Annotated in this window: 8 protein-coding genes; 1 reads left to right on the top strand and 7 read right to left on the bottom strand. The window is 59.7% G+C overall.

The features are described from left to right. Nucleotides 1-10 precede the first annotated feature (10 nt). From FHT93_RS22225 to rocF, 5 genes are all read right to left on the bottom strand, one after another. On the bottom strand, nt 11-1,771 hold the full coding sequence (locus tag FHT93_RS22225; RefSeq protein WP_183849512.1) for a PAS domain-containing methyl-accepting chemotaxis protein: 1,761 nt from the start codon (nt 1,769-1,771) through the stop codon (nt 11-13). A 311-nt stretch (nt 1,772-2,082) separates the two neighbouring features. Next, nucleotides 2,083-2,559 carry a chemotaxis protein CheW gene (locus tag FHT93_RS22220; RefSeq protein WP_029868938.1) on the bottom strand — a complete coding sequence of 159 codons (477 nt, stop codon included), beginning with the start codon at nt 2,557-2,559 and terminating at the stop codon, nt 2,083-2,085. Beyond that, on the bottom strand, nt 2,559-4,349 hold the full coding sequence (locus tag FHT93_RS22215) for a methyl-accepting chemotaxis protein (protein ID WP_183849510.1): 1,791 nt from the start codon (nt 4,347-4,349) through the stop codon (nt 2,559-2,561). Before FHT93_RS22215 ends, FHT93_RS22220 begins: the two co-directional genes overlap by 1 nt. 351 nt (nt 4,350-4,700) lie before the next feature. Further along, nucleotides 4,701-5,900: an ornithine--oxo-acid transaminase gene (rocD, locus tag FHT93_RS22210; protein WP_029868940.1), complete on the bottom strand. Its 1,200-nt coding sequence runs from the start codon at nt 5,898-5,900 to the stop codon at nt 4,701-4,703. A 13-nt stretch (nt 5,901-5,913) separates the two neighbouring features. Continuing rightward, complete coding sequence (gene rocF / locus FHT93_RS22205) at nt 5,914-6,849, bottom strand: arginase (protein WP_029868941.1); 936 nt, start codon at nt 6,847-6,849, stop codon at nt 5,914-5,916. Nucleotides 6,850-6,980: 131 nt separating this feature from the next. On the opposite strand from rocF, the gene FHT93_RS22200 reads away from it, so the two are divergent. Then, nucleotides 6,981-7,409: an Lrp/AsnC family transcriptional regulator gene (locus FHT93_RS22200; protein ID WP_029868942.1), complete on the top strand. Its 429-nt coding sequence runs from the start codon at nt 6,981-6,983 to the stop codon at nt 7,407-7,409. A gap of 7 nt (nt 7,410-7,416) precedes the next feature. Here the strand turns inward: FHT93_RS22200 and FHT93_RS22195 are convergent, their stop codons facing one another. Both FHT93_RS22195 and FHT93_RS22190 read right to left on the bottom strand, forming a co-directional pair. Continuing rightward, the gene (locus FHT93_RS22195) at nt 7,417-13,524 is read right to left on the bottom strand and encodes a translocation/assembly module TamB domain-containing protein (RefSeq protein ID WP_183849508.1); all 6,108 of its coding nucleotides are present in this window, start codon (nt 13,522-13,524) and stop codon (nt 7,417-7,419) included. A gap of 109 nt (nt 13,525-13,633) precedes the next feature. Then, nucleotides 13,634-15,559, bottom strand: coding sequence for an autotransporter assembly complex family protein (locus FHT93_RS22190; protein ID WP_183849506.1), 1,926 nt, complete (start codon nt 15,557-15,559; stop codon nt 13,634-13,636). Between the last annotated feature and the right edge of the window lie 126 nt (nt 15,560-15,685).

Below are 15,685 nucleotides of genomic sequence, written 5' to 3'. Positions count from 1 at the left end.
TGAGGCCTGATCAGAATTCTTCCCAGCTTTCGGCAGACGTCGCCGCTGCGCCACGGGTTCTTGCAGTACGGGCGACAAGATGCAGGGCAGGAGAAGTGGCTGGCTTTCTCACATGCCGTGTCGCGGCGATATTGCCGCCGGGGAGTTGGAACTGCGAGACCAGCGTCCGCAGTGCATCGGCTTCGGCGGCAAGATTGTGGCTGGCGGCCGTGCTCTCCTCCACCATGGCGGCGTTCTGCTGCGTTGCCTGATCGAGGGTGTTGACGGCCTGATTGATCTCCTTGAGGCCGGTCGCCTGTTCCCTGGAGCCTTCGACGATCGCTGCGACGTTTGAATTGATGCTGGCAACCTGAACGACGATTTCCTCCAGCGCCCTGCCGGTCTGTCCTACCAGTTCGACGCCGTTTTTCACCAATTCGCTCGATGTATTGATCAGCGCCTTGATCTCCTTCGCTGCTCTGGCAGAACGCTGTGCGAGTTCGCGGACCTCCTGGGCGACGACGGCAAAACCCTTGCCGGCTTCACCGGCACGAGCCGCTTCGACGCCGGCGTTAAGCGCCAGCAGGTTGGTCTGGAAGGCGATATCGTCGATGACGCCGATGATATTGCTGATCTCGCGGGAGGATTGCTCGATCTGGTCCATGGCCGAAACTGCCTTGCGCACGACCGTGCCGGATTGTTCCGCACTGTGTTTTGTCTGTCCGACCAGGCGGCCCGCCTCGTCGGCACGCTGGCTGGAATCGTTGACCGTGGTGGTGATCTCCTCCAGAGCTGCCGCCGTTTCCTCGACCGAAGCGGCCTGCTGTTCCGTCCGCTTGGAGAAAGAGTCTGCCGAGGAACCGATCTCGCGGGAACTGTCGGCGATAGCGGTGGCATTCTCACCAATGGTCTTCATCGTCCTGGAGAGTTTGTCGATCGTCGCATTGAAATCGTGGCGCAACTGCTCCATCGAAGGGACGAAGGCCGTGTCCAGCGTCCGGGTCAGGTCGCCTTCTGAGAGCTGGCGCAGGGCCGCGCCGAGAAGGGAGATTGCGCTCATGCGCTGTGTCACGTCGGTTGCGAACTTAACGACCTTGTAGATCCTGCCATCCGCGTCGGCGATCGGATTATAGGCGGCCTGGATCCAGATTTCCTTGCCGCCCTTACCGTAGCGGACGAATTCGTTGGCGATGAATTCGCCCTTTGCCAGCCGCGGCCAGAACTGCTTGTATTCGTCGCTTCGCGCATAGGCCGGATCGCAGAACATGCTGTGATGCTTGCCAACGATCTCGGACAGCGAATAGCCAAGACCATTGCAGAAGTTCTCGTTGGCCGTGAGGATGTCGCCTGCGGGGGTAAATTCGATGACGGCCTGCGAGCGTGAAATTGCCTCGAGCTTGCCGGCGTCCTCGACGGCGCGTTTCTTGGCCTCGGTGATGTCGGAGGCGATTTTCACGACCTTGAAAGGTTTGCCATGCTTGAAGACAGGGTTGTAAGAGGCCTGGATCCAGATCTCGCGACCGCCTTTTGCCAGGCGTTTATAGGCGCCGGCATCATATTCGCCACGGCCTAGGCGGGCCCAGAAATCCCGGTAGCTGGCGGTTGCCGCGTAGGCCGGTTCGCAGAACATGCTGTGATGTTTGCCGGCAATCTCGTTGAGATCGTAACCGAGCGCTTTGCAGAAATTCTCGTTTGCCGTGAGAATGGCTCCGGTCAGGTCGAATTCGATAATCGCCTGTGACTTCGAGATAGCATTGAGAACATATTTCGAATTGGGTGATAGACCAAGCATTCCCGTCCCCTCTGAAATAGGACGCGTATATTCGCGCCCGACCTCTGAATTGAAGACCAAACAAGCATGGGTTCGCGGCGTGAAAATACGGCCGGGGCAACAACCGTTATTTTCACCTATCACAAATCGTATCTTCTTGATGCTTTACAACCGATGATGATGGTGGGCGGTAAATTTTCAGTATAAAAGGCAATGCTAATAAATATATATTTTCGGGAGAAAATTACACTTTCAGATCACATCCCGACCTTAACAAAAAAACCGCCCTTGTGGGGCGGTTCTTGCCTCGGTCAAACTGCCTGGCGTGGCGCTCAGGCGGCCAGTTCGTCCGTCTCGTTTTCCTTGAACATTTTTGCAAGGTTCAGGAAGCAGATCATGCCATTTTCGGAAGCGATGATACCTTCGCAGAAAGCGCGGTCGAAGGACGCGGTCACTTCAGGAACGGGTTGCACCTGGCTGGAAGAAATCGTCAGGATGTCGGAAACCCGATCGACCAGCATGCCGATGACCATATTGTGCACTTCGGCAACGACGATGGCGCTGCGCTCATTGGCGACAGTGCTCTTCATGCCGAGCTTGTAGGCGAGGTCGATGATCGGAATGACCGAACCGCGCAGGTTCATGACACCGATGACGTCGGCCGGAGAGTGCGGGATCGGCGTCGACGGCGCCCAGCCACGGATTTCGCGGATGGTCGTGGTCTTGACGCAGAATTCCTGATCATGGAGGCGGAAGGCAATGATTTCGAGCGTATCGCCGCTGAAGCTAGTGGAATTGATCGTGGCCATTAGAATTCTTCCCAACTGTCATAAGCCAGGGCAGAAGCGGATGCGCCCCCATTAGCGCGGACGAGCTTTGCCTTCACACCATACGATGGCTTTGCACCTTGCGAAGCATCGTTACGGTTATGGATGACATTAACGGAAGAGTGTTGCGCAAATCTAAACTGTGCAACGAGATTGCGGAGGTTTTCAGTCTCGGACGAAAGTCGGGCACTTGCCGCCGTCGTCTCCTCCACCATGGCGGCATTTTGCTGCGTGCCCTGATCCATGATGTTGACGGCCTTGTTGATTTCGACAAGTCCGGTCGACTGCTCTCGGGAGGACTCGACGATCGCTGCGACATTGATGTCGATATTGCCGACCTGGGTAACGATGCGTTCCAGCGACTGGCCGGTCTGGCCGACCAGATCGACACCGCTCTTCACATGCTCCGAGGAAGCAGTGATGAGCGCCTTGATTTCCTTGGCGGCGCTGGCCGAGCGCTGTGCAAGTTCGCGAACCTCCTGGGCGACGACGGCAAAACCCTTGCCGGCCTCACCGGCGCGCGCTGCCTCGACGCCGGCATTCAGTGCCAGCAGGTTGGTCTGGAAGGCGATCTCGTCAATCACGCCGATGATATTGCTGATCTCGCGTGAGGATTTCTCGATCTGGCCCATGGCGTCGACCGCCTTGCGGACGATGCTGCCGGAATGTTCCGCACCGCGTTTCGTTTCCGCAACGAGGCTGCCCGCATCGGCGGCGCGTCCGGCGCTATCGGCAACGGTCTGGGTGATTTCATCGAGTGCGGCAGCGGTTTCCTCTACTGTCGCAGCCTGCTGTTCGGTGCGTTTGGACAGCACGTCGGCTGCTTCCTTCGTTTCGCGCGCACCGCTGGCGATCGCCTCGGCGTTGAGGAGGACCGTACGCATGGCGCTGCCGAGCTTGTCGATCGCGGCGTTGAAATCGGTGCGGACCTTTTCCAGCCCGGGCGGGAAAGGATTTTCGACCCGCTTCGTCAGATCGCCTTCGGCAAGTGCGGTCAGGCCAGTGGCCAGATCATCGACGGCGCGGACACGCTCGGTGACGTCGGTCGCGAATTTGACGACCTTGAAGACGCGGCCGCTCATGTCGAAGATGGGGTTATAGGATGCCTGGATCCAGACGATCTTGCCGCCCTTGCCGATGCGCATAAACTCCGCGGCGACGAACTGGCCGGCGGCTAGCTTCTTCCAGAATTCCTTATAGGCGTCCGAGCGCACATAGGCCGGGTCGCAGAACATGCCGTGATGCTTGCCGCGGATTTCCTCCAGCCGGTACTCCATGACCGAGAGGAAATTCTCGTTCGCCTCCAGGATCTCTCCATCAGGCGTGAACTCGATGACGGCCTGAGCCCGCGAGAGAGCGTTGATCTTGCCTTCGGCATCAGCGGCTTTCAGTTTGACGGCGGTCACGTCGCTTGCCAGCTTGACGATCTTGTAGGGTTTGCCGCCCGACATCAGCGGGTTGTAGCTCGCCTGGATCCAGACTTCGCGGCCATCCTTGCCAATGCGCTTGTATTCACCGGTATCGAATTCGCCTCTGCCGAGCTTCTGCCAGAATTCCCGGTAGGCCGGGGAGGCAACATAGTCCGGCTCACAGAAAATACTGTGATGCTTGCCGACAATGTCGCTTAGCTTGTAGCCCAGCGCTCGGCAGAAATTCTCGTTCGCATTCAGTATCTTTCCCTGCAGGTCGAATTCGATCGTCGCCTGCGACTTCATGAGAGCTGTGACAATCGCGCGTGAATCCGGCGTCGCACCCAGCGAAAACAATGACATTCCGACCCTCCGATATGTGGTTGCTACCAGCCGATCTCTCGGAGAATGGACCGGATTTGAGTAATGCGGACCTGCCACAACATCGCAGTATATCCGACAATACTTGGAGTCTGTCCTGCTTCACAAACGAGGTGAATCGGTATCAATGTTATCGTGAATCTCGATCCTTGGCGCCAAGGCTCAGGATTATCTACATTCACATCAATTAAGTATGATTTTCAGGATTAATAATGAGTAACCAAATCCAGATTTAATCGGATTCTTGCGCCACTTTTACAAATTTTTATGGAGGAGAATTAGTTTTTCTCCTCCGGTAGATAGTAATGGTTGTAAGACAAATCTGGTTTTACTTTAGGTTATCGACTTTTCGATTTGCGAGACGGCCCAATCGACCTCTTCCCTGGTGATGACCAGCGGCGGCGCGAATCGTATCGTATGGTCGTGCGTATCCTTGGCGAGCAGGCCGCGATCTTTCAAGGCGTAGCAATATTGCCGGGCGCCACCGGCTTCCGGCTCCAGTTCGATCGCGAGCATAAGACCACGCCCGCGCACCTCCTTGACGATGTTGGAGCGGATCGAGCGAAGACCTTCGAGGAAATAGTTGCCCATCGTCTCGGCGTTCTCGATCATCCCTTCTTCAGTTAGCACTTTCAGCGCCGCGCGGGCGACCGCGCAGGCCAGCGGGTTGCCGCCGAAGGTCGAGCCGTGCTGGCCGGGCTTGAGCACGCCGAGGACTTCCGAATTCGAAAGCACGGCCGAGACCGGATAGAAGCCGCCGGAAAGCGCCTTGCCGATGAGCGTCACGTCGGCTTCAATGCCTTCGTGTTCTTCGGCGAGCAGCTTGCCGGTGCGCCCGAGACCGGTCTGGATTTCATCGAGAATGAGCGTGACGTTGTTTGCCGTGCAGAGTTCACGCACGCGGGTGAAGTAACCGGCCGGAGGGATGATAACGCCAGCCTCGCCCTGGATCGGCTCGATCAGTGCCGCGACGGTATTCGCATTGATGGCCGCTTCGAAGGCCTCGGCATCGCCGAAGGGAACGACGCGAAAGCCCGGCGTATAGGGCCCGAAGCCGGTACGGGCATCAGGGTCCGTCGAAAAGCTGATGATGCTCAGCGTACGGCCATGGAAATTATTGGCGCAGACAATGATCTCCGCCTTGCCTTCCGGCACGCCTTTAACCTCATAGCCCCATTTGCGAACCGCCTTGATGGCGGTCTCCACGGCTTCCGCGCCGGAGTTCATCGGCAGGATCTTGTGGGAGCCTGTGAGTGCAGCCAGCTCCTCATAGAGATAAGCGAGCTGGTCGTTGCGGAAGGCGCGCGAGGTGAGCGTCAGACGGCCAGCCTGCTCGACCATGGCGGCAAGGATCTTCGGATGGCAATGGCCCTGGTTGACGGCGGAATAGGCCGAGAGGCAATCGAGGTAGCGCTTGCCATCCGTATCCCAGACATGAACACCTTCTCCCCGCGTCAGCACGACATCGAGCGGCTTGTAGTTGTTGGCTCCAAGACGCTGTTCGGTGGCGATGAGGTTCGATGAGATGTTCATGGCCGGTGCTCCCTTATGCGGCGCGTGTAGGACGATCGAAGATGCGGCGACCGAAGAGGCTTGCCGTCATCTCCACCATGATGCGGGCGCTCTTGCCGCGATCATCAAGGAAAGGATTGAGTTCGACGAGGTCGAGCGAGGAGACGAGGCCGCTGTCGGACAGCATCTCCATGATGAGGTGCGCTTCGCGGAAGGTGGCGCCGCCGGGAACGGTGGTGCCTACGCCGGGCGCAAAATCCGGATCGAGGAAATCGACATCGAAACTGACATGCAGCAGGCCGTTCGCCTTCTCGACCGTTTCCAGAATCTGGCGAAGGATCACGGCCACGCCCTGTTCGTCGAGTGAACGCATATCGAAGACATTGACGCCGTGCCTGCGGATTTCGACCCGCTCGGCCGCATCGACTGAGCGGATGCCCACCTGAAAGATCTTCTCCGGATCGACGAATGCGCGGTCCCTCGGCAGGATCTCTGCAAAATCCGCCAGGCCGCAGAAGAAGGCGACGGGCATGCCGTGAATATTGCCTGACGGCGAGGTCTCGGGCGTATTGAAATCCGAATGGGCGTCGAGCCAAAGGACGAAGAGCGGGCGGCCCTTTTCGGCGGCATAACGCGCCATGCCTGAGACGCTACCCATGGAAAGGCTGTGGTCGCCACCGAGGATCAGCGGGAAATGGCCGGCTTTCGCTGCGTCATATGTGGCTGCTTCGAGCGCGCGCGTGTAGGCGCCGACCACGCGGAGATTATGCGCTTTCGGATGATTGGGAAGGTCCCTGGCCGGGACGACGCTGAGATCGCCCGTATCGACGACTGTGTGGCCGAGCTCGGCCAGAGCCTTGTCGATGCCTGCGATACGCAATGCTGTCGGCCCCATGCCCGCGCCTCTGCGGCCGGAACCCTCCTCAAGGGGAACACCGATGAGGGCGACAGATTGAGATTGTACTTCCATTCGTAGGGCTCCGTTGTGAGGCCTGTTTTGGCCGATAGTGGGATAAAGACGCGGCGGCAAATAGATGGAAAAGTGTCAGAAATGGATTATGATTGCGCAGATTGATAAAGCTAATTTGACAAAGTGAAATCATGGACGACCTCGACAACGAGCTTTTGAGTGCGCTTCGGCACAATGCACGAATCTCCGTTTCGTCGCTTGCGGCGCTGACCGGCGCTTCGCGTGCAACGGTGACCGCCCGCATCGACCGGCTCGTGGAAAACGGGACGATCGCCGGCTTTACCATCCGCACCGGTCACGAGACACGTTCGGCCGGCGTTCGGGCGATCGTCATGATCGAAGTGCATGGCAAGCTTGCCGACAAGGTTGCTGCCCAATTGCGTGGCCTGCCCCAGGTACGCGCATTGCACAGCACCAATGGCAAATGGGATTTCGTCGCCGAGCTCGAGGATCGGGACCTCGCCTCTTTCGACGAAACGCTGCGCCGGATACGTCTCGTCGACGGTATCAACACGACCGAAACCAACATTCTGCTCAAGACCAGCAAGACGAGCTTCTAGCCCGGCCTCAATACTCGTGTTCGTAGACGATCCCGGCTTCGCCCGATCCGTTGCCACCGGCGGCACCGCGCAGCTTCACGCCGCGGCCGACATCGAGATTGATAATCGCCTTGGCACCGGCTTCTCCGCCCTGTTGCAGCTCGAAATAGGTCCGCTCGTTGAGATAGCGGCCGACGCTGACACTGGTCTGGCCCTTCGAGTCGGTGCTGATGTCGAGATCATCGACGCCGAGCTGGTTGCGCAGACCTTCGAAAAGCGAGGTCGAGCGATTGCCGGCGAGCTGGCTGACGGCATCGGCAAGCTGGGCGATCTGCACCGGAGAAAGGCGTGACATGGACTGGCCGAAGATCAGCTGAGCCAGCACTTCATCCTGCGGCAGGGCGGGCGAGGAGGAGAAGGTGATAGCGGGGTCAGTCGCAAGGCCGGCAACATCTACTGTCAGCGTCGTGCTGCCCGAGGTGGAGGTTGCTTCCATGTCGAGGGCGGGCGTCAGGTCGCCGGCGAAAGTGATGCGGCTGCGGTCGGAGAAATCGAGGCGGCGGTTGAGGATCGTCAGACGCCCGCGGCGCATGGTGAAGGCGCCGGCAACTTCGGGTGCGGCAGCCGAGCCGCGGATCGTGATGTTGCCGCCGACTTCCGCGTCGATGCCACGGCCGCGCACGAAGATCTGCGAGGGCGCGTCGAGCTGGATATCCAGCATTATGGTCGAAGACTTTTCCCGTGGCTGCTGCTGCGCATTGTTTTTGAGCTGGGCAAGCACGGCAGGCGGCGCGTGGATGTGGCGTATATCGATTTCGCGCAGGGACGTCGGCAGTCTCTCCGGCACGGTGATCGACGCCTTGTCGATGTGGAGCTTACCATTAAGCATGGGATTGGAGAGCAACGGTCCCTTTAGTCCGAGTGCCCCGTCCACGGTTGCGACAACCAAAGTGCCGTCGACATAGACTGCATGATCCAGACGAATGGAAAGGTCGGCGGGGAAGGTGCCGCTGATGCCGACCGAGCCGCTGGCCGAAATAGAGCCGCCGCTTGCGAGCCTGCCGTTCAGCCGAGAAATGACGGCCTGCTGGCCGTTGAAGGTAATAGTCGCGCTGAGGCCTTCGAGGGCGAGGTTGCGGCGCACGTCGATCAGCTTTGCGCCATCCGTGGTGACCGTGCCGTTGATAACAGGGGCGGCCGTCGTACCGCTGACTTCCAGGTTCACATTGGCGACGCCTTCGGCAACGAGACCTTGCTGGGCGAGTTGTGCGCCGAGAACGGCGAAGGGAAGGCTGCCGTTGAAACGCATCGACATGGCGCGGTTGCCTGTCATTGCGAGATTGCCGCCGCCTCTCAGCGACAATCCGCCGTCGCCGGCAAGGCTGGTGTCGACCGTCAGGCGATTGTCGGCCAGCTTGCCGCTTGCGCCGATGGTGAGCGGGGCAAGGCCGGCGCTCCTCGTCTGGCTCGTTTCGGCATTCTTCCAGTCGACCTTGAAATCAACCGAGGGAAGGGGAAGTGCGCCGGAAGCAGTTGCGGTTGCGGAGATGGCTCCGGCCGCACCAAGGTTCGGAACAAAACCGTTGGCTACGGCAGCCGGGAGATTGGTGACGTCGGCCTTGGCGTTGACGCCCTTGATGGTCGTTCCGGCTATATCGAGATTGCCGGATGCCTTCAGCGAGACGCCGCCGCTGCCGTTGAGATTGGCATCGAAATCCAGCCGATCCTTATTGAGTTTGCCCGAAGCGGCGAGCGCTAGGCCGGAGAGGCCGGCAGTTCTCGTCTGTTTCGTCCCGGCGTTTTTCCAGTCGATCTTGAAATTGGCTGTCGGGGCGGTCAGTGATCCCGAGGCCGTGGCCGTCGCTGTGATGATGCCTTCGGCTCCAATATCAGGGACGAAACCATTGGCGACGGCGGCGGGCAGGTTGGTGATATCGGCCTTTGCATCGATGCCCTGGATCGCGGTGCCTGCCAGCGCGAGATTGCCGGCGGCTTTCAGCGACACGCCACCCTTGCCATTGAGATTGGCGTCGAAATCCAGGCGGTTGGTGACATATTTGCCGGAAGCGGCAAGCGCGAGGCCAGAAAGACCGGCGGTCTTGGTTTGGCGCGTTGCCGCGTTCGTCCAGTCGAGCTTGAAATCGACCACCGGCTCCGTCGGCGTGCCTGAGGTGACTGCAGTGCCGGAGATTATGCCCTCGGCGCCAAGACCGGGCACGAAGCCATTGGCGAGGTTTGCGGGCAGTCCGGCAATGTCGGCGTTGACGGCGAGGTCGCGAATGGCGGTGCCGTCGATCGTCACGCCGCCGTTCGCCTTCAGCAGCGCGCCATTGCCACTGCCGAGATTGGCGTCGAAATCGACCCTGTTGTTTTCATATTTGCCGGTGGCCCGGGCGGAAAGATCGGTGAGGCCATTGCTCTTTGTCTGGCGCGTTGCCGCATTGGCCCAGGCGAGATCGAAGGTGACAGCCGGTGTCGGCAGCGAGCCCGAGGCCGACGCCTTGCCGGAAATCGTTCCTTCAGCGCCGAGATCGGGAACGAAGCCGTTGGCGAGATTTGCAGGAAGGTTTGCGAGATCGGCGTCGACCTTGAGATTGCGCACCGCCGTCCCCGCAAGCTCGATATTGCCCGCCGCCTTCAGCGACAAGGTTTTCGGTCCGGTGAGGCTGGCATCGAAATCGAGTTTCTGGTCGGCAAAATGGCCTGTTGCCGCAAGATCCAGTCCGGTCAGGCCGGCGGTCTTGGTGTGCCGTGTCGTGGCGTCCTGCCAACTGAGCTTGATATCCGCAGCCGGTGCGGCAAGCGTCCCCGATGCCGAGGCGGTGCCCGAAATCGTTCCGCCGGCGTCCAGATCCTTCACGAAACCATTGGCGATATTGGCGGGGACATTCGCAAGCTCGGCATCGACCTTGATATTGCCGATCGTGGTTCCGGTAATCGCGACGTTGCCGAGAGCTTTCAGCGATAATTTGCCCTTGCCGGTGAGTGCCGTATCGAAATCGAGCTTGTTATCCGCAAACCTGCCGGATGCGTTGAGCGACAGACCGGCAAGTCCGGCGCTCTTTGTCTGGCTTGTCGCGGCGCCTTTCCAGTTCAGCTTGAAATCGGCCGCTGGTGCCGCGGGCGTGCCCGTCGCGGTGACCGTCCCCGAAACCGTGCCTTCGGCGGCAAGATCGGGAACAAAACCGTTGGCGACATTTGCCGGCAGACTGACGATGTCCGCGTTGATATTGAGAGTTGGGCCGTTCGGATCCGCAAGGCCAACATCACCCCCAGCCTTCAGGGAAAGACCGTCAGCGCCGCGAATGCCGCCCTCGAAAGTCAGCTTGTTTTCGGCGAACGTTCCTGATGTGGAGACGCCAAGAGGGGCGATGCCGGCGCCCTTCGTATGACTGGTGGCCGCATCCTTCCAGTCGAGCTTGAAATTGACGACGGGAGCGGCTGATGTGCCGGTCACGTTGACCGTCCCTGAAATCGCGCCGTCAGCGGCGAGATTGGGGACGAAGCTGTTGGCGAGACTTGCGGGCAAGTCGGTGATGACGGCGTCGAGCTTCAGTGTCTCACCGGCAGAACCGGTAACCGATACCGAGCCGCTGCCGGTCTTCACGGTCAGACCGTTCAGACTGGCAACTCCCTTGGTGACGTTGACCTGCGCCGGTGATGCCAGTTCGACCGGAATGTTGCGTGGCTTCGCGGCGAAATGGTCAAGGCTGAGATCAATCATGCCGCCTGCGGACTGCACACTGCCGCCCGCCTGCAGCGGATTGCCGTCATAACCTGCATTCAGATTGAAGTCGGTGCGGGTCTGCTGCTGGGCGAAATCAAGCGCAATGCCGGTAAGCTTGTTGGTACCGATGCCGAACTCGTCGGCCCGTATCGTGCCGTTGGCGGCAAAAGCCTGGACATCGCTGACGGTCACGTCGATCGCAGGCTTTGCGATCGTCAGCGTGTCGCGGCGAATGCCGTTGCCGTTGGCGGCAATCTTGAGTGCGATCTTGCCGTCATTGCCGGTGACATCGACAGAGCCTTTGAGGTCGCCTTCCGCCTTCTGGCCGCCGAGGGCTGCAAGCAGGCCGATATCCGGGAAGTCAAAGGTCAGCACACCCGCCGGCGTCATGCCCGAGGAAAGCGTGAGATTGCCCGTCAGGCGATTGCTGCCGACATCGGCCGTCAGCGCGGGGATAGAAATCGTTCCGTTTTCGGATCTGACATCGCCGTTGATGCCGATCGGCTGGCCGTCGATCATGCCCGTTGCGGCTACGTGGCCCTGCGGAGCGGCTGGATCGGCAGAGCCCGTCAGGTCGATGTTGAGATTGCCCACCTTGCGATCGGCCATCTGCAGGCTGGCGGCTTTGACATTGGCGGTGAGCGCAAGCGCCGGAAGCGTGCCACTGGCTCTGACGCTATAATCCGCTTCCCCGCTCGTGCCCGAGAGCAGCTTGCCGATGTCGCGAAGCTTGCCGGCGAGATCGGCTGTCAGCACGTCATCCTCGAGCGCTACGTTGCCGCCTGCCTCGATGGTCGGAGATTTGATCGTGATATTCGACAGCGCCACCTTTGAGGGGATAGTGCCGGCGACCTGGGTCTCGAGATTGATCGGCGCATCGAACTTTTCAGCGACGGCCGGCGGTAGCGCGGCCGGCTGTACGACAAATTTCGCATTGCCGGTCAGTGTATTGTCAGCCAGGCGATAGGAGCCATTGAGATCGGCGCCGATATTGGCGCTTTCGATCGTCGTGCCGTTGAAGCCGATGCCGTTGCGTGAAATCTGAAGCGGAGCGACGAGTGTGATCGGGCCGCGAACGGCGCGGTTGAGGTTGGGCTCGGTGAATGTCGCGTCCCCGGCGACGAGACGCAGTTGGATATCGCCGGCGCCATTGGCGAGGTTGAAGGCATCGCTCTTGGCCGTCAGCTTGACGTTGCCGATGTCGGCTTGCGGCATTGTGGCGGAATCCAGCGATCCGCTCGCATTGATGCGCACGGCCTGTGCCTGTCCGGTCATCGCCAGGTTGAGGCCTGAAATCATGAAGCGTGCTTCGCCATCGGCAAGCGGCCAGCGGAAATCGACAGGGCCCGAGGTGCCCAGCACATTGGCATTCAGGCTGTTGTTGCCGGCAGGATCGAGTGTACCGGATGCGGCGATGACGACGCTGCCGGTGGCGAGATTGCCGGTCTGAATATCGATCTTGCCGTGATCGTCGAAGGTGGCGGATACATCGATATTCGTCTGCCCTGCAAAAAGCGGCCGGAATGCCATGGGGAGCAACGAGCTCACATCGCCGCCGCCCTTAAGGTCGAGATGATGCAAGCCGTCGGCCGTGATTGCATGCTTGCCTTCCAGTGAGGCGCGCTGCTGGCCATCGAGGGCTGCCTGCAGCTTGCCGTTCCAATCCGAAATCGGGCCTTCGCCATTGAGCGCTATGTTAACGGCCGGGCTGCCGGGCAGACCGAGAAAGCCAGCAAGCAGGCCGCCCTGCGGTTCTGCAAGCTGGGCATTCAGCCGCAGGTGGCTGTTTGCCGGGGTAAAGGCAACGTCGGCGGAGAGTTTGGCGTCGGGAACCTGATGGCGGTTGACGTTGATAATTGCCTCGCCGCCGTCGCCATCGGCTCTGAGATTGCCGGTGGCGGCAAGCGAGAAGGCGCGTCCGGTCAGAGGCGCCGCGAGCGAAATATTCGGCAGGGCGATATGCTCGATATCGATCTTTATGGGTAGCCGAAAACCACTGCCGCCTTGTTCCTCCGCGGGCGCCGGCCTGGAAGGCAGAGTGCGTACCGCTTTACGGCGCACATCGATGGAGGCAACAGAGACCTGTTTGGCGCTGAACGTTCCGGTCAACAGCGCCAGAGGATTCCAGTCGATGGCAATACCACGGACTTCTGCGAATGTGCCGCGCGTGTCCGAGAGGGTAATCTCGGCAGCGCGCAACCCACCGGTCAGCAGGCCTTCGGGTTCCCGTACTGAGATCGTCATATCGCGGTTGGAAAGTGCCGAAGCGACATTTTCGGTGATGATGCGGGCGCCGAATGAGGTGAATCCGAAAATCGCCAGAGCAATGACGGCAAGGATGAGCGCAGCGCCGAGGCCGTAGCCGACAAGCCGCATTATCCAGTTCATGATTTTCGCCAACATTTGCATAAGAGCGGACACTATCCCGTTTTCATGACAGCTCACAGGTCGGAAAATACTGCGAAATCGGCATTCCAAAGGCATTCCCGTTTCCGGTCACGGAAATACTCCATCATTTCTAGAATGACTGGCCTATGCCGGCATAAATTCCATATTCAGTTCCACCGTCGTACTTGTTCAGCGGTACGGCAAAATCAAGCCGAAGGGGACCGAAAGGCGTTGCATAGCGGATACCGGCGCCCGCACCGGCCCTGATATCGGAAAAATCAGGCGCAATACTGTCCGAAACCGTGCCGACATCGATAAAGGGCACGACGCCGATCGTATCGGTAATCCTGATGCGCGCTTCGAAGGAGCCGATTACATAAGAGCGGCCGCCAGTCGCCTCGTCGTTTTCGTTGTAGGGCGAGATTTCCTGATAACCGTAACCACGCACGGAACCGCCACCGCCGGCGAAGAAACGCTGGGTGGCGGGAATATCCTGAACGCCGTCGCCGCCGATCAGCGTGCCGGCTGCAAGCTTGCCGGCAAGTACGACGCCGTCTTCGGCGCCGAGACCGAGATAGCCTGATATCGAGCCCTCGAAGGCCGAATAGACCGTGCCGTTCATGAACTCATAGCCCGGCTTTGCCGACAGCGTGGCCTGGTAGCCCCCGGTCGGATTGAATTTGTCATCACGGGCATCGCGATCATAGGTGATCGGCAGCGTGAAGGTCAGATAATTGTTGTTGCCGAAAGCGTCGTCGTCATTCTCGAAGCTCACCTCGCCGGCTGCCGAGATGGTGTCCTGATCCGTCAATTCATAAGAGAGGCCAAGCGAGGCGGTGATAAGCTTTGCATTATAGGCATCCGGATTCTGCGTCTTGGCGACGATGCCGGCCTTCAGCGTGGCGGACGGATGGATGAAGCCCGGTTTCGTGAAGAGGATGCCGGCGGAGTAATCGAGATCGCCGAGGTCGGACGCTTCGCCGAGGCGCGAGACGGCGCCTTCGATGCGCAGCGATTCGGCCCCGCCGAACAGATTGCGATGGCCCCAGTAGCCGTTGACGCCGAAACCGTCGATCGTCGAATATTGCGCGCCGATGCCGAGGTAGCGCCGCTTGCCTTCGGAAACCTCGATTGTCATGGGCAAGGTGCCATCGGAAGCCAGTGCGTCGCTTTCGTGGATCGTCACGCTGGAGAACACGCCAAGCGCGCGCAGGCGCTCGCCTGCCTTCCTCAGCGCCTCCGGCGAATAGGCTTCGCCCTTCTGCAGACGGGAGTAGCGCTGGATGAATTCCGGCTTGACCCTTTCCTCCCCGGTCACGCCGACGTCGCCGATCGGAGCAACCGGACCACCTTCGGCAGCGAGAACGATATCGACGGTGTTCTTGCTGTGGTCGGCGACCACGCGCCGCTCGGTCAGCTTGGCAAAGGGCCTTCCTTCGCTCTTCAACTGGTCGACGATCGTATCGCCAGCCTTGATGATGGCGAGCGAGCCGGCTTGCTCGCCCGGTGCGAGATCGTAATCGGCGGGATTGCGGTGCGCAGCATCGCCGCCGAATTGGACCTCATCCACGGTGAAGACCGGACCAGGGGCTATATCCACTTTGACCGGAACCGGCTTCGAGCGATCAAAAGTCGGGTTGGGCGGGAGATCGTCTATGTTGCGGCCATCGATGGTGATCGTCACAACGCCGCCGTAACGCGCCTTTTCGTAAAGTGTCGCGATCAGCCTCTCGCGGTCGTCACGAGCTTTGACGACAATGCCAAGATCGCCTGAAACCGGCCTGCTCTTGTCACCGACAAGGCGAGAGCTGTTTTCCAGTGCCTCTTTCAGGTCGCTATCAGCTGTGCCGGTCTCAAGGTCGATGTCATAGCGCACCGGATCGGGGACCTGCAGGTTTTCGTCCTCGTCCTTGCCGAATATGGTGATGCCGAAAAGCTTGAATGCGTAAGCATTGTCCACGAGGACTGGTGAAAATGCAGCCGCCGCTGCGACCACCACCATGGCGCCTGCTCGATACGCAATACCCGTTCTCAGGCCCGTCCCTCTAATCCGCATCCGCCGCTTTTTGGTTACATTAAAATGAAGCTCTGCGTTGCCCAGCCGATAACAAGCTTAGCGGCAAAATCGCGCCACGTGTACCAATTTAAACTGTTGGCGCACTAATTTAGTACAAAAAAATCC

It is taken from the genome of Rhizobium sp. BK379, from assembly GCF_014193955.1.
Taxonomy (GTDB): domain Bacteria; phylum Pseudomonadota; class Alphaproteobacteria; order Rhizobiales; family Rhizobiaceae; genus Rhizobium.
This window is presented reverse-complemented; position numbering and strand designations above follow the sequence as displayed.

Coding starts and splice junctions, on each gene's coding strand:
- FHT93_RS22225 (WP_183849512.1), bottom strand. CDS start 1,771: ATGCTTGGTCTATCACCCAATTCGAAATATGTTCTCAATGCTATCTCG.
- FHT93_RS22220 (WP_029868938.1), bottom strand. CDS start 2,559: ATGGCCACGATCAATTCCACTAGCTTCAGCGGCGATACGCTCGAAATC.
- FHT93_RS22215 (WP_183849510.1), bottom strand. CDS start 4,349: ATGTCATTGTTTTCGCTGGGTGCGACGCCGGATTCACGCGCGATTGTC.
- rocD (WP_029868940.1), bottom strand. CDS start 5,900: ATGAACATCTCATCGAACCTCATCGCCACCGAACAGCGTCTTGGAGCC.
- rocF (WP_029868941.1), bottom strand. CDS start 6,849: ATGGAAGTACAATCTCAATCTGTCGCCCTCATCGGTGTTCCCCTTGAG.
- FHT93_RS22200 (WP_029868942.1), top strand. CDS start 6,981: ATGGACGACCTCGACAACGAGCTTTTGAGTGCGCTTCGGCACAATGCA.
- FHT93_RS22195 (WP_183849508.1), bottom strand. CDS start 13,524: ATGCAAATGTTGGCGAAAATCATGAACTGGATAATGCGGCTTGTCGGC.
- FHT93_RS22190 (WP_183849506.1), bottom strand. CDS start 15,559: ATGCGGATTAGAGGGACGGGCCTGAGAACGGGTATTGCGTATCGAGCA.